The sequence below is a fragment of the Pontibacillus sp. ABV4_188 genome (genome assembly GCF_056311905.1).
In genome coordinates, this window is the sequence record NZ_CM149975.1 from 2601405 (window position 1) to 2621422 (window position 20018).

Below are 20018 nucleotides of genomic sequence, written 5' to 3' on the forward strand. Positions count from 1 at the left end.
TCCTTATATGTTCTCAACAATCGTAGCAATGCCTTGACCTACTCCAACACACATAGTAGCTAGCCCAAGTTCTACATCTTGCTTTTTCATCTCATGGATAAGAGTTGTTAAGATCCTCGCACCACTCGCACCAAGAGGGTGACCGAACGCAATTGCTCCGCCGTTAACATTTACTCGTTCAGGTGATAACTCGAGCTGCTTCATGCACTCTAGCGATTGGGAAGCAAACGCTTCATTTAGTTCCACTAATCCAAAATCAGAAGAAGTAACTCCAGCACGAGCCATAGCCTTTCTAGTTGCAAAGATTGGTCCAAGCCCCATAATTCTCGGTTCTAGTCCCGCCGTTGCTGAAACGCGGTATTTAACAAGCGGTGTAAGCCCTAATGAACTGGCTTTTTCAGCGCTCATTATTAATAAAGCGGACGCTCCGTCATTGATTCCTGAAGCATTGCCTGCAGTAATCGTACCATTTGGGAAAAGCGGCTTCAGTGTGTTTAACTTCTCAAGTGTGGTCGTCGGACGAGGGTGCTCATCTGTTTCGATAACAATTTCGTTCCCTTTTCGATCGAAGTAAGTCACAGGAACGACTTCTTCATTAAACCTTCCTGATTCCATAGCAGTTTTCGCTTTTTGTTGACTATGGAAAGCAAACTCATCCTGGTCCTCACGTGTTACACCAAATTCTTTCGCAACGTTCTCTGCGGTCTCTGGCATGCTGTCTGTCCCGTATACTTCAGCCAAACGATCGTTAACGAAACGCCAACCTATTGTTGTATCAAACATCTCGCGATTACCGCGGGAGTATGATGTTTCAGGTTTCCCCATCACATAAGGGGCTCGTGTCATACTTTCTGTTCCACCTGCTATGAAAATATCCCCTTCTCCAACCATAATAGCCCTTGCAGCGTAATTCACAGCATCAAGACCAGACCCACATAAACGATTTAAAGTTGTGCCTCCTACTTCTACAGGCATTCCGGCTAATAAAGCAGACATCCTTGCTACGTTCCGATTTTCCTCGCCCGCCCCATTTGCATTACCAAATACGACCTCCTCCACTTCGAGAGCGTTAAGATCAGGATTTCGTTCAAGAAGAGCCTTTATAACCAGGGCTCCAAGGTCATCAGGACGGATATCCTTCAATGCTCCTTTGTACCTTCCAATCGGAGTGCGAACAGCATCTACAATGACAACTTCTTTCATACAAGTTCACCATCCTTTGAATAGTCATACACTCCGCGGCCAGTCTTTCGACCGAGACGTCCTGCACTGACATATTGTTCAAGGAGAGGAGCCGGGCGATATTTCTCACCTAACTTCTCATGTAAATATTTTAGGTTATTCAAGCGAGCATCAAGACCTACTAAGTCTCCAAGTTCAAAAGGCCCCATCGGATAATTCAGTCCTAATTTAATAGCTTTATCGATTTCCTCAGGGCTCCCAACCCCTTCTTGCAACATATAAAATGCTTCATTTCCAACGAGCGCGCTGATCCGACTTGTTACGAACCCAGGGAACTCGTTAACTACAACTGTCTCTTTCCCCATCTGGTGAGCAACATTTTGAATCACATCTGCTGTCTCGTCAGAAGTTTCTAACCCTCTCACGATTTCAACAAGAGGCATTTTATGAACAGGATTAAAGAAATGCATTGCAATAACTTGTGATGGCCTCTTTGTAAATGAGGCAATTTCAGTTGGACTCATCGTGCTTGTATTTGTAGCGAAATAACAACTTGCTGGAGAATACGCATCAGCCTTTTCAAAAACACTCTTTTTAATATCTGCTTTTTCAGGCACAGCTTCGATTAAAAGATCAGCCCCTGAAGCCGCTTCTTTTAGAGATGTAGAAAAGTGAAGATGCGCTTGAGCTTCGTTACATGCTTCTACCGACAACTTCTCTCGCTTAACCCCTTTATCAAATATGGAATCTAACTCCGCCTGTGCAGCGGTTAATTGTTCCTCTTGTATATCAACAAGTGTTGTTTCAAAACCTCCACAAGCGCTCACATACGCAATTCCACGCCCCATTACACCTGATCCGACAACGACTATTGATTTAACCATTATGTAGGCCTCCTCTTATTGGTTTGTACTTACCTTTTTGATGAAAAGAAAAGAATGCGAGGCGCTTGTTTTTAGCGCTCGCATTCTTTAACCTTATTCTACACCGAGTGGATTTAAAGGACGGTTGCCGTAGTAGGAAAGAATGCTCTTCGTTTCCGTATAAAGATCAAGCGTCTCTGTGCTCAATTCTCGGCCAAATCCTGACTGCTTATAGCCGCCAAACGGGGTTCCTGGGAAGGCTGAGAATGGGCAATTCACCATTACAATACCAGCTTTAATGCCATTCGCAACGCGTGTTGCCTTGCCATGATCCTTTGTCCAGATTGCAGAACCTAATCCATATTCGCTGTCATTTGCTAATTTAAGAACTTCTTTTTCATCGCTAAATTTCATTACGACAACAACAGGTCCGAAGATTTCTTCTTGAACCACTTTCATATCGTGGGTAACATCCGCAATTACGGTTGGCTCATACCAGTGGCCATTTTCAAATCCGTCTACTTTCGCTTCCTGTCCACCAGCTAGGATCGTTGCACCATCTTCTTTAGCTGATTGAACATATCCATCGATGACTTCTACCTGATCACGGTTAATGATGGAACCAATATGCGTACCTTTATCCATCGGATTCCCTAATACAAGGCGCTTTGTTTTAGCTACAAATTTCTCCATAAACTCATCATATATATCTTCGTGAACGTACATACGAGAGCGAGCTTCACAGGATTGACCCGTGTTATAGAAAATCCCAAATAAAGATCCGTCCACAGCAGCATCTAGGTCAGCATCGTTAAAAACAATATTAGGCGACTTCCCACCAAGTTCAAGCGTGACACGTTTTAGCGTTTCAGACGCTTTCCCCATAATGTTCTTTCCGATTGGTGTTGAACCTGTGAAAGCGACTTTATCGACACCTTTATGTTCAACAAGATAATTTCCTATCTCCGATCCGGAACCAGGAACGACGTTAACAACGCCTTCTGGTACTCCTGCTTCTGTACAGATCTCAGCCATAACGAGTGCTGTAAGAGGGGTAAGAGAGGCAGGTTTCACAATCACACTACATCCTGCCGCAATAGCGGGAGCGATTTTCCACGCAGCCATCATCATTGGATAGTTCCATGGAATAATCTGAGCACAGACACCTACCGGCTCTTTTTCTGTGTAGTTATGGAATTGACCTGGTACAGGATTCACTTCTCCTTTATGACCTACAATCGCACCTGCATAAAATTCAAAGTCTTCGATGGCTTGCATAACCTGACCTTGAGCAGCGGCAAGTGTTTTCCCACTGTTTAAAACTTCAAGCTCAACAAGTTCGTTAAATCGTGAACGCATTATGCCTGCAATTTTGTTCAAAGTGCGAGAACGCTTACCAACCGGGAACTTCTTCCACTTTCCATAATCAAAAGCATTTCGAGCTGCTTCAACTGCGCGCTCCGCATCTTCTGTTGTGGCTTTTGCTACTGTTGCAAGTGGTTCGCCTGTAGCTGGGTTGTATGTAGTAAATGTTTCCCCTGAAGTTGATTCAACCCGCGCTCCGTTAATAATCATTGAGTAGTGATCACGCTTCATTGCCATTTGTTCCATTTTCGTTTCTTGTGCAGTTGCCATTCCATCCACTCCTTCTTATTATTGTCCTTGAAATTCAGGCTTTCGTTTATTCAAAAATGCTTGAACACCTTCATGGTGGTCTTTTGTTAATCCAGCAATTCGTTGTCCATAAGCTTCTTTCTCAAGATAGTCATGGAGATCCATCTGCCAGCCGGCTTTCATATTCCGTTTGATAAGGCCAATTGCTTTTGTAGGCATAGAAGCAAGTCGTTCAGCAAACGCCCTTACTTGTTGATCCCACTCTGCTGCAGGAATAACCTTAGTTACTAGGTTGAGCTCTTTAGCCTCGTCAGCTGAGATTTTTTCACCTAATATGGCAAGCTCTAGCGCTTTGGCATGACCTACAATTTTAGGCAGGTTGTATAGGTTCGCCGCATCAGGTATAAGCCCTACATGAATGAATGCTTCTAGAAAACTAGCATTCTCGGAAGCTAAGCGGAAATCACACGCTATTGCTAGACTAAATCCAGCTCCAGCGGCTACACCATTTACAGCCGCGATAATTGGCTTCTCACAACGGTCAATCTCTTTGACCATTGGGCCGTAGCTGTTCCTGAGAACTTCACCAAGGTCTATGGATTCATCCACCCCGCTTAGATCTTGCCCAGAACAGAAGGCACGACCGGCACCGGTAATGACAATGGCTCTGACACCTTCGTCCGTTGAAGCCTCTTTCACCGCTTTACGAACATCATGATTCAGCTTATGAGTAAACGCATTTAGTTTATCTGGTCGATTCAAGGTGATTGTTGCTACGCCATTTAACACTTCATACAAAATGGTATCCCCCATATTGCCACCTCTACTTCCCTTTAAATTGCGGGCTTCGCTTTTCCATAAAAGCACTCATGCCCTCTTTTTGGTCTTCTGATGAGAATAACAAGTAGAAGTTTTTCCTTTCGAACTTCATCCCTTCATCAAGAGGGTAGTCCACAGCTTTATCTACTGCTTCTTTAATGAGTCTGACTGCTAATGGAGGCTGTTTGGCAACCTTTTTAGCATACTTCATCGTTTCTTCTAGGAGGAGTTCTGGTGCGATCAGACGATTGACAACTCCAAAATGAAATGCTTCTTTAGCAGACATCTTCTCTCCAGTCAGAAGCCATTCAAGGGCCTTTCGTTTCCCCATAATTTTCGTTAATTGCTGTGTCCCACCTGCACCTGGCATAACGCCAAGGTTCACTTCCGGGAAACCAAATTGAGCCGTTTCAGTCGTAAATAAAAGATCACATGCAAGAGCTAATTCAAAACCGCCTCCAAGGGCAAATCCATTTACAGCGCCTATAATCGGTTTCTTAATAGATAGAAGACGATCCCAATCAGCAAACTGATCAAGTAGTTCAAGGTCTATAGGAGAATCCCCAGCCATTTCATGAATGTCAGCACCAGCTGCGAAAGCCCTTCCCTTTCCTGTAATAACCATTACACCGACCTCTGGATCTCGATCGAAAGCAGTCATTAATTCCACCAATTCGCTTACCATCGGACGATTGATCGCGTTCAGAACTTCAGGACGGTTTAATTCAATAAGTCCTACCCCATCCACCACCGTCGCTTCAACGAATTGCAGATTATGCATCAACTTCCTCACCAATCATCATCGTGACAAGCTCTCCTGCAAATCCCATAACATCTTTACCAGAAGCTTTTGCTTCATCTGTCTTCATCGCTGTCTTTAACGCCTCATGGCTATCGTAGTACATTTCACACATAAGGTAATACTTACCTTCACCGCCCATTGGACTTCCGACGATTTTTGTTACTTTCATATCACGAAGTCCAGGGATTTTGGCCGTAATCGGGCTATGTGTATTCCAGTAATGCTCATCGAACGCTTCCTTGTCTTCCGGGTGTTTGTACAACGCGATCATTTTCACCATTTGTTCCATCTCCTTTAAGTTTTAATAGATTGGTTTCAAAGAATACTAGAATCTCGAGTTAGCCTTACATCGTTGAGACTGGCTTCATCGCTTCAAATGGATTTTTACAGGACTTGCAGTATAAAATACTTCTACAAGCTGTTGGACCAAAGATATTATCCATAGTTGTATAAGTTGAGCCACAATATGGACAATCTACATGCCATTCCCCTGTCGATTCCATTTTTGTAGGAGGAGGAGCAATACCGAAATCTTTCAAACGCTCTCTCCCTTGAGCTGTAATTCGATCAGATGTCCAAGGAGGGCTGTAAATGAACTTCACCTCTACCGATTGCACCCCTTCGATTGTGAGAAGCTCATTCTTGACGTTTTTCTCGATGATCTCAAGGGCAGGACATCCCATAAAGGTTGGTAATAAAGCTACATAAGCTTCGCCTTCTTCTACCTCCACGTGCTCCACCATTCCCAAATCGATTATACTGACAGAATCGATCTCTGGGTCTTTCACATTTTCTAACGCCTCTTCTACGGAATTCAACACAAGTGTCATAGACTTCCCCTCCCAATGATGCGTTTTACCAGATTGCTGCAGGGTCTTGTCGGTACACTGCACTAAGCGTTTTGATCGCATCCGTTAGATCTTCAGTATGTTCTAACGCTCGCCCATTTCCTCGTTTCATCATTGGTTCTAATGTTACTTGGACTCCACAATCATCACACATGGCTTCAACCTCATGTAGCCAACGCTTTTTTAGAAACTCTTCTCCTTCAATTAACCCTGCTTCCGTTATCTTTTTCTCGTGAGGCCCCAGTGCAAGAATTCCACCGACATCTTCCATTGAGCGTGAAACAGCACTAAGCATGCGCTCCCTGGCCTCTCCAGGAATTGTCACGAGCTGTTTAAACCACGTTTTCCAGTGCATCAAATGGTAATAAAGCTCCGTGTTCACTTTAATTGCAACATGGGAAAGCGGTTCATAGGATGATGATTGCAATGAATCAATTCGGATCTTTTTAGCTTGTGTGTAAAAGTAATGACGGACCACAGCAAATGCCCAGTCATATCGAGGTTCTTCCAAGTAGTGTCCTGGACCGTTCACCTCTTCAAGTAAAATGGCATTTCTTCGTTCCTCAGGCTTTCTAGCGTGAGCAAGATCATTTGCAACACCTAGTCCTAGGTCTTCTAGAAGTTGATAATACATCGTTGCGTGCCCCATCGTATCCTGACTAATAGAAGAAAAAGCAACATCTTCTTCAATATGGGGAGCAAGACCAAGCCATTCTGATCCTCTATAAGCCACGATAAAATCATCATCAGCCAACTGGAATAAAAGCTCTTTTAAAGCCTCTTCATGTCCTTGTGCTTTAACGTCCTCCGGTGTCTTCATCACTTGTCGTCCCCTCCCCATGACAATATCTCTTTCTCATCTAACATCCCTTGCTCTTTATCACGCCATTTTTTCTTTAAGTAACCATAACCTTTGGTGTTTCGATATTCCTTGTTATCCAAACGCTGCAAGGCTTCACGTTCTTCTTGATTAAACATGCGGATATCAGATCGCTTCACAACCCAAATATCCACTACTGGTTCTCTGCGCATAAAGTTTTCTTGCGCCATTACCACTGCTAGCTCATGGTTCGGTGCGAGTAAACTAAATTGATGCTGAAACGGTGATTTAAATGTACGTTTACTGAATACTTCAAACTCCTGATAAAATTCTCTTCCTTTATCCCCCACTACTTTTCCTCCTTCTTATATAGCTTCGTTTGATGGGCTTAACGCCTCTCGTACCCATGCGTTATTCTCATAAGAAAGTTGACGTAAGCGGAGGCGTTCTTTCGATTTAGGTCCATTGTTTCGGACGATTTCTTTAAATTCATTCCAATCTGGCTGCTTGTAAACCCAAAGCCCTTTTTCTTCGTCATATCGCATAGTAGGATCTGGCAACTCTAATCCAAGTGATAGAACCCTTGGAATATATTTTGTGAAAAAGTCTTGTCTTAACTGTTCATTGGTTTTCGTACGAATCTTGTATTTAATCGTAGTATCTTGCTTAGAGGAGCCGGTCGTGTCAGCTGCTGCTGGGCCGAAGAACATAAGTAATGACTCCCACCAGCGGTTTAAGGAATCCTGAACGAGCGCTTTTTGTTCTTCCGTTCCTTCAGCTAGTGCCATAATAATCGCTTCCCCGTGTTGAGCATGAAAGACTTCTTCTGCGCAAATACGTTGTAAAGCCCGTGCATATGGTCCGTATGAGGCTTTCAACATATTGGTTTGTGTAATGATCGCTGCGCCATCTACAAGCCAACCGATTAATCCTGCATCTCCCCAGGTTGGAGCTGGCATATGGAAGACGTTATGAAATTTAAGACGACCTGTGAACAGGTCCTGCATAATGTCTTCACGATTTCTCCCATAGGGTTTCATCAAGTCTTCGGCTACACGCAAAAGAAGCTGTCCGTGCCCCATTTCGTCTTGTACCTTTGCCATAATTCCAAGTTTCCTTCTTAAAGTAGGAGCTTTAGGTACCCACTCTTTCTCCGGTAACGCTCCCATAATTTCACTAATGCCATGCATCGAAATTAATTTAATTAACGTCATACGATATTCTTCAGGCATCCAGTCTTCTGCTTCAATCTTCTCACCCGCTTCAACCCTTTGCATAAAGTGATTATGCTTTTCTTCATCAGATAGGCGTTCAAAAACTGTCATCGTTGTCATTCAAGATCCTCCTTTTTCATTACGCTAGCTAAAAAACTTCCTCCATTTGTTCCTCAAAACCTCTTAACCACCCATTGCATAAATGGAAGACGAAACAAATAAAGCGCTTACAATTTACCTTTAATAAAAAATCAAATTTTACATTTGATTATATGACGGATTTTTATCGTAATTAAAAACTTCTGTAATACTATTTACAACAAACATACAGTTAAAATAGATAACTGTCAACATATTTATCTGAAAATTTTAATTAATTAAAATTAGTTATAGCTACTCTAGATCCTTCTACTGAAGGAAAACTCTCGTCTTGCTTCGTGTTGAACATGATCTTTGTAAGCTGAATGAAAAGCACTTGTTTATAAATAAAAAACGCCAAGCATGGTGATGACTTGGCGTTCTTTATTTGGACAAAATATAATTTTAATCAATTAATTCCCGATTCTATTCGTAATATATAGCGCTCCTTTATGAGTTACTATCATAAATATGGCCGAACCAATGAGATCCAACCTTGGATGTATCAAGACTGATTCAAGAGCGTTAAGAGGGATCCCTTCTGGTAGACAGTAGACAGTAGTTAAAGATGTCTCCACTCCAAACCATGCTCCCGCAAACAGAAATAGACAAGCGGGAGTTATCGCTAAGAAACTCCATTTGGCAATTAGGGGCGTTTGGGTAGAAGGATATATAAAGAAAGGGCGCCAAGCATCAATAGAGAGTGAAAAAAGAATCCAAGTTATCCAAGAACCTGATAGAAACTCTACTCCAATGAAAGGTGCAGCGTGTTGAAGCGTGAGAATGATGGAGAAAAGTGCTAACGATATTGGTGAGGTAAAGGCCATTTTTCTTGGGACAATTGATGACATACTATAAAGAATCATAGGAGGAATGACAAAATATAGAAAACTCACAAAAGCCATATGAACCGGGATCGATTGTATCGTGTTATACCCAAATATGCATCCAATCGAAATGAATAGTGCCGTTACCATCACGAATCCTTTAGCAGAATGGAAAAAGGAAAGTTTCATAACGTTCACCCACTTTCCCTCTCATCCTACGTCTTTAAGCTTGGATCTATGCTATTCTTTTGCCTCTAATAATACTCACTAATTTGCATAACCTTTCCAAATTAGTCTTCTTACAGCATCTAAACCTTCATATACTATAAAGATGCACGGCTAAGGAGGTTTTCAGAATGAATGTAACTGTACGTCAAGGTGATTCACTTTGGTATTACAGTCAATTGTTTGGTCTGCCGTTTCAGCTGATCGTGGATTCTAACCGGGACAGTAACCCCAATCAGCTTTTTATAGGTCAGTCTGTTCAAATCCCCGGATTTGTTACCACTAATGTGCGTATTACTGCAGGTGATTCGTTATGGTCAATCGCAAAGCAACGCGGTATCCCAGTTGATGCCATTTTAGTAACAAATCCAAACATCAATCCAAACACACTGCAAATCGGGCAACTTATTCGGGTACCCGTTCGAGTTACATGGCGAGTTGTAAATGGAAAAGAGAATTACACCTATGAGTTGATGATGAATGATATAAGACAGCTTGTTGCCATTTATCCTTTTATTATAAATGAATCAATTGGAAATTCTGTTATGGGGAAAACACTACCGGAACTTAGAATTGGAAGGGGTTCTAAACGCCTTCATATGAATGGGTCTTTTCATGCGAACGAATGGATTACAACACCTATTATTATGAGGTTCCTTAATGAATTCTTAGTAGCTTTAACAAATCAAGATCAGATTAGAGGAGTTAGCATGCTTCCATTTTATGAACTCGTTCTATTGTCTACCGTTCCAATGGTTGATCCTGATGGGGTAGATTTAGTGATTGAAGGATTACCTGATGAGGAGCCCTACCGAACTAACGTGTTAGATATTAATGAGGGAAGTACAGACTTTTCGTCCTGGAAGGCCAATATTAAAGGTGTAGATTTAAATAACAACTACCCTGCAAAATGGGAGATTGAAGCAGAACGGAAAGAACAACAGCCCGCTCCATTTAACTATCCAGGACCTTTCCCTCTATCAGAACCGGAGTCGATTGCGATGGCTGAATTAACTTACGCGAGAGACTTTGCACGAATTCTCACATTCCACACACAAGGCGAGGTGATCTTTTGGGGATTTGAAAACTTGGAGCCTCCTGAAGCAGAGGTGATCGTAGACGAATTTGCACGTGTAAGTGGCTATCGCCCGATTCGGGAAATAGACAGCTTCGCAGGTTACCGGGACTGGTATATCCAAGAATACCAAAGACCAGGCTATACGATCGAATTAGGCAAAGGCATTAGCCCCCTGCCCCTTACCCAATTTGATGAAATCTATCAAGAAGCACTAGGCATCTTCCTCGCCAATCTATACATGTAGCCTCTTTATCCCTTTATAGAACCACAGCGTGCCAGACACCGTTTATTGCACTAAAGGATTGCAGGGTGTCTGGCACGCTGTTTCTCTTTAACGTACTAAATTGCGCGAAAGCCTTTACAATGCACTTTAGGGGATAATTTGTGTACCTTGTGTTACGATATGAAAGCTAGCACTTCAGAGTCAGATTGGAGCTTTCATAATGATACGTTTTGCTAAAATAGGCTATACATTCTTTATTAGCTTATATGCTATTATGCACTTTTTTGTTTATTTTGCAGGAAACGAGTCTGCTTCGACCTTGTTATCTATATTTGGACTGTTCGCATTCTTGTTAGGATATTTCTTCTTGCCTATTAAGCAGGCATCGATTTCCCTACTCCTAATCGTGATTGCACTAATCATTCACTTTACAGCAGGGACCTCTCTCATAGACGGGATTGTATCAGGCTTTGGTGTAATGAGTGGCCTTATCGCGCTATTGCTCATTGTACCTATGATTAGTTGGGTTTTAGAAGAAAAGCCTTATATTGAAGCGGTCATTAACTTCGCCCAGAATCTTCTTAACACGAGTCGGAAATTTTACTTTGGGATGATGGTCATCACCCAAATCATTTCCTATTTCCTTCTATTCGGGTCTATCCCAATGGTATATGGTATGGTAAATGATTTTCTCAGCAACCAAAAAGGAGAGGCTTGGGAAAATTATAAAGGGACTGCCATGCTACGAGCTTTCTCCCTTACAACAATGTGGGTAGTTAGTATTCCGAGCTTCATCTTTGCTGTTGATGCTCTTGGAGCTTCCTTATCCTTATCTATATTACAAGGATTTGTCATTTCGCTCGCGGGAATTATGCTTTCTGTTCTCTTCTCTTATTACCAAGAACGCCATTATGGTGTAGATCTGACAGAGGGAATTCAAGAAGAATTAAGGAAGATAGCTGAAGAGAAGAAAGATGAAACCAAAGGGAATCGCGATGTATATGAATTTGCATTATTATTTATATCTCTTTTCGGGACGATTTTCCTTTTAAATGCATTATGGTCTGCGGAACTACTGCTTATTATCCCTATTGTGATCGTATTTTGGGTCCTTCTGTATTTCCTTGTTCGCACGAAGCTGTCTGCTATTATTACAAATGCGAAGACATATATACGTAAGGATATTCCTAATAAAGGTCAGCAGTTCTCCATTCTTCTCGCAGCAGGATTTCTCATTAACTCTGTTAATCAATCTGGGTATGGGACATACATTGTCGATGGGATCTTTTATCTAACAGATGCCGTACCTTTCCTAAACTTCTTATGGGTACTGCCGTTTGTAGTCATTATCCTTGGATTTATTGGACTCGGTCCCCTAACTGTTATTGTCCTTGTATCAGGAATTTTACAAGGTGTCGACTTACCGTATCCTCCGGAAATTGTAGTGCTTGGAATAACATCTGGAAGTGTCATATCCATTATGCTCTCGCCACTTATTCTGCCGTCGATTATATTAAGTTCTGTCAATCGATTGAGTATAATTAAGAATGGGCTGCTATTCAATTACAAATATGCCATTGCTTTTTATTTTATGGTACAAATCTATTTACAACTATTTATTGTGCTATTCTTGTAAAAAAAAGGTGAACCCATGTGGAGGTTCACCTTTTTTTAGTTTCAAACGTTAATGTTCAATCGGAGGAAGGTCATCTATTGTTGCTTCTTTTAAGGAAAACGTACAGACTCCTGTTGAGGTAAGTGCCCCATAGAAAACTCGACTTTCATCAGGGATATCTTGATGATTCATCTGTTCTCTTATCCAGCTCTCCTCCTTCCCCATCCTCCTCAGTACATCCTTTTGAATGATCCCATCTAAAATAATGGGAATCTCATAGTTATTTCCTGGTTTTTGAATATGTAAATCTGCACGTAACACAGGTTCAACATCAGGCTTTCGTTTTACCGACAAGCGTCCATTAGGTTCCACTATCGCCATTTCAACATCCGTCGTATGAAAAATACCTTGTTCCCTAAGCATTTGTAATACATTATCAACTGAGTATTGAATACGCTTCAAATTTGAACGTTTCCATTCACCATTATAAATCACAATGGTAGGCTCAAACGTTAACCATTTCCCAATCGTTTGCTTCTTCAGCTTTAATAGGACAATCGCTTTTTGAAGCAGTGCGATAACCATTATAGCAACTACCGTATGGATATGATGAATGTTTGGGTCAGCAATATCTGCTCCTACAACAGAGCCAAGTACAAGTACGGTTAGAAAATCAATAACAGGGAGTTCTCCGATAGATCGTTTCCCCATAAACAGCCCTATAGCAAGCATTAAAGGCAAGATGGTAACAATTCTTCCAATTACCTTCACGGAATCCATAACAATATCCATCTGATTCTCTCCTTTTTAAACAATGAGTTTGTAAATGAATGCATAATCTATCACCAAAATATCTCATAATAAACAAAAGGTGATAAAGATGAAAATCATTGTTGATCATTTACCAAGTATTCCCGTTTTAATAGGAGCTTTATTCGCCTGGGCCGTTCCATTTGGGATCAGGCAATTTGTCATTTGGCTACAAAAAGAGTAAAAGGAGTCTTCTATGAAAAAGTTTCTTAATCGATTACTCTTTCAACACGCACAAAAGAAATCAAAACATATAAACGAACCTATTGAGTCCTCTCCCCTTCACCAAGAAAGACTTACCGGGGAGTTACAGAATGACATTCAAACTATACAAGCTCTGCTTGGGAACAGCTTCGACCTTAAAATAGTAAAGTTTACATCAGATCCATATGCATATGACGGAGCTTTTTTATTCATTGAGGAATTAACAGATACGGCCGTTGTACATGAACAACTCAAATCCATCAGAAGTTTAAGTGAAACCACGTATCTATCGGTTTTAAGTCCTGAAACCATGCGGAGAGATGTATTGACGATCAGTGAATCCTCAATAGTCGACACTCTTCATCAGTGTATTTCACATTTATTACAAGGAAACACTCTCATTCTTTCTGACAATTTCAATGATGGTATTATTTTAAATTCGAGAAAGATGCCCCAACGCAGCATACAAGCTCCATCATCAGAATCTGTTGTTCGCGGACCAAGAGATGGTTTTGTAGAAACTCTCCTCTTAAACATAGGTTTAGTCCGAAAACGTTTAAAAGATCCAGATTTACAGCTAGATTATTTTAAAGTTGGGGAGCGTTCTAAGACAGACGTTGTCGTCATGTCTATAAATGGATTAACGAACCCTAAAATCGTCCAGGAAGTAAAAAACAGACTAAATAAAATAGACATCGATAGCGTGCAAGAGTCTGGTGTTATTGAACAATTAATTGAAGAGAATTCACTATCTCCTTTTCCACAGGTTCAGGTAACAGAAAGGCCGGACACTGTTGCAGGCTCCCTGGCAGAGGGAAGAGTTGCTATTATAGTGGATCATACACCCTTTGTGTTGATTGCACCACTTACCATTAATTCTTTTTACCAAAGTGCTGAAGACTACTATGAGCGGTGGATCTACTCCTCCCTCATTCGTATATTACGAGTCGCGGCTGCGTTAATTGCGCTATGTCTACCATCAATATATGTAGCTTTGATCTCGTATCATCAGGGTCTCATTCCTACTGACCTGGTTATTTCCTTAGCAGGTAGCCGAGAAGGTGTGCCCTTTCCATCAATTGTTGAAGCACTCCTAATGGAAGTCACTATTGAAATACTAAGAGAGGCAGGGATTCGTTTACCTAATCCAGTAGGTCAAGCCGTCGGAATTGTAGGAGGTCTTGTTATTGGAGAGTCTGCTGTCTCAGCTGGCCTCGTAAGTCCTATGATGGTTATTGTAGTAGCCCTAACAGCCATCTCTTCCTTCGCTTTACCTCAGTATTATGTAGGGGTTTCTTTACGTATTTTGCGATTTCCAATTATGGTATCGGCTGCGCTTTTAGGATTATACGGGATCGTAATGGCTCTTATCTTATTATCCATTCATCTAGTCCGCTTAAAAAGTTTTGGCGTGTATTATCTAGAACCCCTTGTTCCATACAATCCTAAAGGGTGGAAAGACATGTTTATACGTACACAAACAAAAAGCCTTAAATCAAGACCGGATATGCTTCATCCACAAGACAAGAAACGAATGAGCTCAAAGAATTAAGGGAGGACTACAAATGAAACCAGCTTTGAATTCAAGTGAGCTCACTCAAAATCAAGTTACGATTGGCATTAGCCTTACTGTTCTAGGGGTTGGTATGATTACTCTCCCCCGGGAAGTATTCACAGCTTCAGGTGCGGCCTCCGGTTGGGTGAGTGTTCTTCTAACAGGAATCTTAGCAGGTGGAGTAATGTTCTTAATGATTGCATTGAATAATCGATATCCAGGTATGTCTTACTATCAATATAATCGCATTATTGTTGGATCGTGGATCGGGGGATTCATAACACTCATTACATCCATTTACTATGTTACATTTGCTGCGTTTGAGACCAGGGCTATGGCTGAACTTATTCAGATGTTCATTTTAGACCGTACCCCCGTATCCTTTACTATGTTGATCTTTATAGGGACAGCTGTCTACTTAGTCCTAGGCGGATATTCCGCTATTTTCCGATTATTTGAGCTTTATTTTCCTGCTATTATTTTCTTCACTTTATTAATCATGATTTTAAGTGCTAATCAATTTGAAATGAATCACATTCGCCCTTTTTTTGAAGGTTTTTCACCTATTATGAAAGGGATGGGTGCTACTGTCTTATCCTTTGTCGGGATTGAAATCATTTTATTTATTCAAGCTTATATGAGAAAACCTGAACGTGCGAAGAAAGCAGTTGTATACGGAATAGCTATCCCGACTGCGCTATATGCCATTATTGTTATTATGGTCGGAGGCATTATGGGCGTTGGAGAAACCATGACCCTTGTTTATCCACTAATGGAGCTTGCCAAATCAATCGAAATACGAAACTTCTTTTTTGAGCGATTTGAAACGTTCTTTATTCCACTTTGGATTTTGTCTATTTTCACAACGTTAGCCATTGCCTTTTATCTAGCTGCTCTTGGGGTTAAGACAGTATTTAACGTAAAGAAAGAGACAGCTGTGTTCTCAATCATTCCGATTATTTATATCCTAGCCATGACTCCAAAGAATATAAACGAAATGTTTACAATGGGGGTTTGGCTTGGTTATAGCATGTTAGCAATTGGAGTTGGTATTCCCCTTATCCTTTTACTAGTCTCTATACTGAGGAGGCAGAAGCATTGAGGACCATTTGTATTTTAATTCTGGCTGCATTTATACTTACTGGTTGCTGGGATCACCGCGAAATCGAAGAGCTTGGCATCATTACTGGAGTTGCTATTGATCAACCAGAAGATACGGATCAATCTCATATGCTTTCTGTGACAAATCAATACGTCTTGCCACAGTCCATATCTTCACAAGTAAAAAGCGGGATCTCAGGTAATAAACCCTATGTTAACGAGACCGTTACGGCGCCATCCGTCCTGCAAACCATTCGAGAGCAATCAAAGTTTGTAAGTCGTCCACCTTACTATTACCATTTGAAGACGATTGTAATAAGTAAGGAACTTGCCGAAAGCACAGACCTTTTAAAGTTAACCTATTTCTTTAACAGAGACCATGAAATTAGAAGGAGTGTTCAAGTATTCATTTCAGACGAAAAAGCCAAGGATTTGTTCACCATTACTCCAGAAGAAGATAAAGTCCCTTCTATCTACTTAGACAAGATTACTCATAATTACGCAACAAAGACTGCTGAAATGGCTCCGTCTATTTCACTTGGCGATATGTCTAAATACTTCTCCCATCAAAAAAGTTTTGTTATACCATTCGCTTCACTCAAAGAGAACGCAGTCTATATAGACGGTGGTATTATTATTAATGCCGATTCAAAGAAAGCGGTTGGCGTTCTTACAAAAGATGAAACAAGAACGTTTAACTGGATAAACGAACGATCTCAAGGAGGAGTAATTGAAGTATTTGGTTTGAAAGAAGATCAAGAACACCCTTTCACTTTTGAAATAAAAAAAATGACCAGTAAGGTAAAACCATTTTATGAAAAAGGTGAATTGACCTATGACATTCACTTTTCCTTCCAAGGAAAACTTGGCGAAGATTGGAGCTATGCATCAGACCAGTTTGATCAAGAATATGTAGAGAAACAAGAAAAAGCAATTGAAGAAGACATACGCTCAATGGTTGTCCATTCTATCGAAAAAGCACAGAAAGAGCACAAAGTTGACTATTTTGAATTAATGGAACCTTTTCGTATAAACTATACAAAAGATTGGTACAAGGTTAAAGACGAATGGAACCAGTTTTTTACGAAGGCCACCTTCAATATTGATGTATCCGTAGTGGTAGAACATTATCAAGACGTGGGAAGAAAATTACCATTCACTCCATAAAAAAGGTCTACTCATCATGAGTAGACCTTTTTTTATTTCATCTGATATACAGCTAGCGTTGCAACAACATATAAACACACAATTAATAAAGGTGGTGTGATATAGAGAAGAGTTGAGCGCTCTTTCTTTCGTGTAATGCTGTACAAAATAACAAATACAACGATAATAGACGAAACACTTGTCACAATATTCGAAGGGCTCGCATGCGCTAGAAGGTTATTTTTGAAGTAGATTGCATCCGTAAATGACAGCAACATAATGTTAAATGCGTTACTGCCAAGCAACGAAGTAACCCCCATACTATAGTTCCTCAATTTTAAGGCTGTAATTACACTTACAGCATCAGGCAAGGAAGTGCTCGCGCCAACTAAAAAGGAACCGACGAAAGAAGAGCCTAAACCTGTAATAGAAGCGATCTTGTCAGCCGTTATCGTTAATACAGATCCAACAACCATAATCGCTACTGCACACAATGTGAAGCGTAACACAACTTGCTTATACGTATAATTCGCATACTTTTCATTTTTTCGACTTCTCCGTTTTACTTTCTCTTCAGTTTTTCGATTTACCCAACGTACCCCAATAATGTACACAAGTACAAGGATTATGGAGAAAAGACCAATATGGTATATCTGAGCGGGTACATCAATCATTAACCCTGCCACTACAATTAATGTCATAAGAATAACAAGGTAACTATAGAGCTTACTACCTATGTCCGCTTTGCCCATTATTTGTGTCTTGCGGTAAATGATATCTAATATGGCTAACGCTAATAAATTAAATAAATTACTTCCTAACAAGTTCCCGATTGCTAAATCAGGACTGTCTATTGAAATCGCTGTGACACTTGCTGTTAATTCAGGTAGGGAAATAGCTGCTCCAATCAGAATTCCCATAAATGAAGAGGAGGTTTTACTCTTTTCACTTAATCCATCCCCAAACATTGCTAACCTACTGGCTACAAAATAAGCTAAAATAGCTGATACAATAAATAATCCAAAAATTAAAAACTGACTCATTATTCACTTCTCCTAAGTAAAGGATTCGACTATTATCAATTCCCCCATAGAACTAGCGTAAACTAGAAGATTTTACCCATTTCAAAGGATTTAAAATTTCAAGATATGGGAAATGGGTAAATCAGGAGGTGCACACATGAATCCAACCCAATTAATCCTTTTACTGTTTATTGGTTATCTCGTTTTTAGCCTTGATAAAAGACAAGAAAATATCCCTGTTCCACCGGTTTTGGTGAGCATTGGAACTTTGCTCTCCTTCATTCCCTTTTTTCATTCAATTAACCTAACAGAAACAACTCTTTATGATGTATTCCTACCTGCTTTGCTCTTTACCTCTGCATATCGCTACCCGCCAAAAGCTTTAAAAGAACATGCAGGTCTGATTGCTGTATTAAGCACAATCGGATTGCTTTTTACTGCCCTTTTATTTGGCGCGATTACCTTTTTTATTGGCGGGATCGTTGTACCTATCACCTTCATTGGCGCGATGGTTGTGGCTTCTATTCTTACACCTACGGATCCAGTTTCTGTTGTATCCATCTTGAAGCAGTCTGCTGACAACCCAAAAATCGCCGATGTCGTCGAAGGAGAATCAATGATTAATGATGGCACGAGTATTGTCTTATTTACTTTCTTATCTGGTATGTTTATCCATGATGAGAATCTCTCACTAACTTCCTTTATAAATGAATTTCTTCTTGTTTCGATCGGAGGTATCGTTCTTGGAGTCTTCTGTGGGTTTGCTGTTAGTAAAGCCGTACACTTCACCCATCACAAAGAATACCAGGTCATGCTGAGTATTATATTAGCTTACGGCATTTTCCTTATAGCTGAGCACATTGGCGTTTCAGGTGTTTTAGCTACAGTAAGCGCAGGAATTATGTTGAGCTGGGAGTTTGATCACACTAATAAAGGAGACCATTACCGAGAATCTTTAGATGGCTTCTGGGACATTGTAGAACCTACCATTCTATCCATCGTCTTCTTGCTAATTGGGATTGAAGCTTCTAGATATTTGCTCTTTGACTATTGGTATTTATCTTTACTAATCTTTTTAGCCTCTCTTCTCATCCGTTATTTCGTAATGGTAGGAACCATAAAATTATTTCCTGCCTGGAGGCGAGAACTGAACGGTAGAGAAATTGCTCTTATAAGTTGGTCAGGAATTAAAGGGACCATGTCTGTTGTCCTTATCCTTACATTACAAGCCGAAAGCAGCGCTGAAGGAACCGACATCCTTTTGTCACTTTCCTTTTCAGTCGTCTTGATCTCCCTCATTGTCCAGAGTCTTGGAATCTTCCCTTTGAGCCGAGCTTTGTTGAAAAAGTAAAGTTAACTTTATATTTCCTTATAGTTTAGGCATTGTTGATTTTATTTGTCTCATATAAGCCTCCTTATACGGAATAATTGAAGCTGAGACACTTTTGGGTGGATTGGGGCGTTACGTTTGTTGAGTGCTTAGGGTGTCTGGGGAACGACTCGCTTTCCGCGGGCGAGCTGTCGAGCCTCCTCCCTCACTGCGTTCAGTCCGGGGTCTCGTCAACCTCTTTCTCCCGCAGGAGTCTCCCCGTTCCCCAGCCACCCCTGGCCATAAATTTACTAACGCCCTCAACTTAAGGGTGGTGAGAGTTGCAAGATTTCCCTATTCGGCATGTTTCCGTTACACCCTTTATGGCTGAGGTGGTTCGGGAAATTGCGAGACTCCTGCGGCAGTAGGAGCCTAGGGGAGACCCCGCAGAGAGCGCTAGCGAACGAGGAGGCTTCCCAGCTCGCCGTGGAAAGCGAGTGATTTCCCGAACCACCTTACGCTTCCATTAAGCAAACGGAAACATACTCTCAACCTTGTGTCTCTCAAAATCCAGTCCCCAATAAAAAACCCTCTGAGTTAAGG

Annotated in this window: 19 protein-coding genes; 6 read left to right on the plus strand and 13 right to left on the minus strand. The window is 41.0% G+C overall.

What is annotated here, in order from left to right:
- Nucleotides 1-3: 3 nt before the first annotated feature.
- From ACYX4O_RS13450 to ACYX4O_RS13500, 11 genes are all read right to left on the minus strand, one after another.
- The gene (locus ACYX4O_RS13450; protein WP_476351579.1) at nucleotides 4-1203 is read right to left on the minus strand and encodes an acetyl-CoA C-acyltransferase; all 1200 of its coding nucleotides are present in this window, start codon (nucleotides 1201-1203) and stop codon (nucleotides 4-6) included.
- A complete protein-coding gene (locus tag ACYX4O_RS13455) occupies nucleotides 1200-2066 on the minus strand; it encodes a 3-hydroxyacyl-CoA dehydrogenase (RefSeq protein WP_476351580.1) in 867 nt (288 codons plus the stop codon). The genes ACYX4O_RS13450 and ACYX4O_RS13455 overlap by 4 nt, the downstream gene beginning before the upstream one ends.
- A 93-nt stretch (nucleotides 2067-2159) precedes the next feature.
- Nucleotides 2160-3680 (minus strand): aldehyde dehydrogenase family protein, encoded by a 1521-nt coding sequence (locus tag ACYX4O_RS13460; protein WP_476351581.1) that lies wholly within the window; start codon nucleotides 3678-3680, stop codon nucleotides 2160-2162.
- 18 nt (nucleotides 3681-3698) lie between these two features.
- Nucleotides 3699-4472 (minus strand): enoyl-CoA hydratase-related protein, encoded by a 774-nt coding sequence (locus ACYX4O_RS13465; RefSeq protein ID WP_476357135.1) that lies wholly within the window; start codon nucleotides 4470-4472, stop codon nucleotides 3699-3701.
- Between the two features lie 10 nt (nucleotides 4473-4482).
- On the minus strand, nucleotides 4483-5259 hold the full coding sequence (locus tag ACYX4O_RS13470; RefSeq protein WP_476351582.1) for an enoyl-CoA hydratase/isomerase family protein: 777 nt from the start codon (nucleotides 5257-5259) through the stop codon (nucleotides 4483-4485).
- Nucleotides 5252-5560 carry an EthD family reductase gene (locus ACYX4O_RS13475; RefSeq protein ID WP_188655271.1) on the minus strand — a complete coding sequence of 103 codons (309 nt, stop codon included), beginning with the start codon at nucleotides 5558-5560 and terminating at the stop codon, nucleotides 5252-5254. Before ACYX4O_RS13475 ends, ACYX4O_RS13470 begins: the two co-directional genes overlap by 8 nt.
- A gap of 64 nt (nucleotides 5561-5624) precedes the next feature.
- Complete coding sequence (gene paaD / locus ACYX4O_RS13480; protein WP_476351583.1) at nucleotides 5625-6110, minus strand: 1,2-phenylacetyl-CoA epoxidase subunit PaaD; 486 nt, start codon at nucleotides 6108-6110, stop codon at nucleotides 5625-5627.
- A 25-nt stretch (nucleotides 6111-6135) separates the two neighbouring features.
- Entirely contained in the window at nucleotides 6136-6948 is an 813-nt protein-coding gene (gene paaC, locus ACYX4O_RS13485) for a 1,2-phenylacetyl-CoA epoxidase subunit PaaC (protein ID WP_476357137.1), read from the minus strand.
- Nucleotides 6948-7298, minus strand: a complete 351-nt coding sequence (gene paaB / locus ACYX4O_RS13490; protein WP_188655273.1) for a 1,2-phenylacetyl-CoA epoxidase subunit PaaB — start codon at nucleotides 7296-7298, stop codon at nucleotides 6948-6950. The genes paaC and paaB overlap by 1 nt, the downstream gene beginning before the upstream one ends.
- Before the next feature lie 15 nt (nucleotides 7299-7313).
- A complete protein-coding gene (paaA, locus tag ACYX4O_RS13495; RefSeq protein WP_476357139.1) occupies nucleotides 7314-8273 on the minus strand; it encodes a 1,2-phenylacetyl-CoA epoxidase subunit PaaA in 960 nt (319 codons plus the stop codon).
- Between the two features lie 440 nt (nucleotides 8274-8713).
- On the minus strand, nucleotides 8714-9325 hold the full coding sequence (locus ACYX4O_RS13500; protein WP_476351584.1) for a hypothetical protein: 612 nt from the start codon (nucleotides 9323-9325) through the stop codon (nucleotides 8714-8716).
- Between the two features lie 158 nt (nucleotides 9326-9483).
- Here ACYX4O_RS13500 and ACYX4O_RS13505 point away from each other — a divergent pair, with 158 nt between their 5' ends.
- Both ACYX4O_RS13505 and ACYX4O_RS13510 read left to right on the plus strand, forming a co-directional pair.
- Nucleotides 9484-10674, plus strand: coding sequence for a M14 family metallopeptidase (locus ACYX4O_RS13505; RefSeq protein ID WP_476351585.1), 1191 nt, complete (start codon nucleotides 9484-9486; stop codon nucleotides 10672-10674).
- A gap of 199 nt (nucleotides 10675-10873) precedes the next feature.
- On the plus strand, nucleotides 10874-12289 hold the full coding sequence (locus tag ACYX4O_RS13510; RefSeq protein ID WP_476351586.1) for a hypothetical protein: 1416 nt from the start codon (nucleotides 10874-10876) through the stop codon (nucleotides 12287-12289).
- Nucleotides 12290-12337: 48 nt separating this feature from the next.
- On the opposite strand, the gene ACYX4O_RS13515 is transcribed toward ACYX4O_RS13510, so the two are convergent.
- Nucleotides 12338-13060 (minus strand): DUF421 domain-containing protein, encoded by a 723-nt coding sequence (locus ACYX4O_RS13515; RefSeq protein WP_476351587.1) that lies wholly within the window; start codon nucleotides 13058-13060, stop codon nucleotides 12338-12340.
- 214 nt (nucleotides 13061-13274) lie between these two features.
- On the opposite strand from ACYX4O_RS13515, the gene ACYX4O_RS13520 reads away from it, so the two are divergent.
- From ACYX4O_RS13520 to ACYX4O_RS13530, 3 genes are read left to right on the plus strand one after another with little or no spacing between them, the layout of a single operon-like run.
- The gene (locus ACYX4O_RS13520) at nucleotides 13275-14834 is read left to right on the plus strand and encodes a spore germination protein (protein ID WP_476351588.1); all 1560 of its coding nucleotides are present in this window, start codon (nucleotides 13275-13277) and stop codon (nucleotides 14832-14834) included.
- Between the two features lie 13 nt (nucleotides 14835-14847).
- Nucleotides 14848-15939, plus strand: coding sequence for a GerAB/ArcD/ProY family transporter (locus ACYX4O_RS13525; RefSeq protein WP_476351589.1), 1092 nt, complete (start codon nucleotides 14848-14850; stop codon nucleotides 15937-15939).
- Nucleotides 15936-17105 carry a Ger(x)C family spore germination protein gene (locus tag ACYX4O_RS13530; protein WP_476351590.1) on the plus strand — a complete coding sequence of 390 codons (1170 nt, stop codon included), beginning with the start codon at nucleotides 15936-15938 and terminating at the stop codon, nucleotides 17103-17105. Before ACYX4O_RS13525 ends, ACYX4O_RS13530 begins: the two co-directional genes overlap by 4 nt.
- A gap of 32 nt (nucleotides 17106-17137) precedes the next feature.
- Here the strand turns inward: ACYX4O_RS13530 and ACYX4O_RS13535 are convergent, their stop codons facing one another.
- Nucleotides 17138-18127 carry a sodium:calcium antiporter gene (locus tag ACYX4O_RS13535; protein ID WP_476351591.1) on the minus strand — a complete coding sequence of 330 codons (990 nt, stop codon included), beginning with the start codon at nucleotides 18125-18127 and terminating at the stop codon, nucleotides 17138-17140.
- Between the two features lie 136 nt (nucleotides 18128-18263).
- On the opposite strand from ACYX4O_RS13535, the gene ACYX4O_RS13540 reads away from it, so the two are divergent.
- Complete coding sequence (locus tag ACYX4O_RS13540; protein WP_476351592.1) at nucleotides 18264-19457, plus strand: cation:proton antiporter; 1194 nt, start codon at nucleotides 18264-18266, stop codon at nucleotides 19455-19457.
- Nucleotides 19458-20018 lie beyond the last annotated feature (561 nt).

Coding starts and splice junctions, on each gene's coding strand:
- ACYX4O_RS13450 (WP_476351579.1), bottom strand. CDS start 1,203: ATGAAAGAAGTTGTCATTGTAGATGCTGTTCGCACTCCGATTGGAAGG.
- ACYX4O_RS13455 (WP_476351580.1), bottom strand. CDS start 2,066: ATGGTTAAATCAATAGTCGTTGTCGGATCAGGTGTAATGGGGCGTGGA.
- ACYX4O_RS13460 (WP_476351581.1), bottom strand. CDS start 3,680: ATGGCAACTGCACAAGAAACGAAAATGGAACAAATGGCAATGAAGCGT.
- ACYX4O_RS13465 (WP_476357135.1), bottom strand. CDS start 4,472: ATGGGGGATACCATTTTGTATGAAGTGTTAAATGGCGTAGCAACAATC.
- ACYX4O_RS13470 (WP_476351582.1), bottom strand. CDS start 5,259: ATGCATAATCTGCAATTCGTTGAAGCGACGGTGGTGGATGGGGTAGGA.
- ACYX4O_RS13475 (WP_188655271.1), bottom strand. CDS start 5,560: ATGGTGAAAATGATCGCGTTGTACAAACACCCGGAAGACAAGGAAGCG.
- paaD (WP_476351583.1), bottom strand. CDS start 6,110: ATGACACTTGTGTTGAATTCCGTAGAAGAGGCGTTAGAAAATGTGAAA.
- paaC (WP_476357137.1), bottom strand. CDS start 6,948: ATGAAGACACCGGAGGACGTTAAAGCACAAGGACATGAAGAGGCTTTA.
- paaA (WP_476357139.1), bottom strand. CDS start 8,273: ATGACAGTTTTTGAACGCCTATCTGATGAAGAAAAGCATAATCACTTT.
- ACYX4O_RS13505 (WP_476351585.1), top strand. CDS start 9,484: ATGAATGTAACTGTACGTCAAGGTGATTCACTTTGGTATTACAGTCAA.
- ACYX4O_RS13510 (WP_476351586.1), top strand. CDS start 10,874: ATGATACGTTTTGCTAAAATAGGCTATACATTCTTTATTAGCTTATAT.
- ACYX4O_RS13515 (WP_476351587.1), bottom strand. CDS start 13,060: ATGGATATTGTTATGGATTCCGTGAAGGTAATTGGAAGAATTGTTACC.
- ACYX4O_RS13520 (WP_476351588.1), top strand. CDS start 13,275: ATGAAAAAGTTTCTTAATCGATTACTCTTTCAACACGCACAAAAGAAA.
- ACYX4O_RS13525 (WP_476351589.1), top strand. CDS start 14,848: ATGAAACCAGCTTTGAATTCAAGTGAGCTCACTCAAAATCAAGTTACG.
- ACYX4O_RS13535 (WP_476351591.1), bottom strand. CDS start 18,127: ATGAGTCAGTTTTTAATTTTTGGATTATTTATTGTATCAGCTATTTTA.
- ACYX4O_RS13540 (WP_476351592.1), top strand. CDS start 18,264: ATGAATCCAACCCAATTAATCCTTTTACTGTTTATTGGTTATCTCGTT.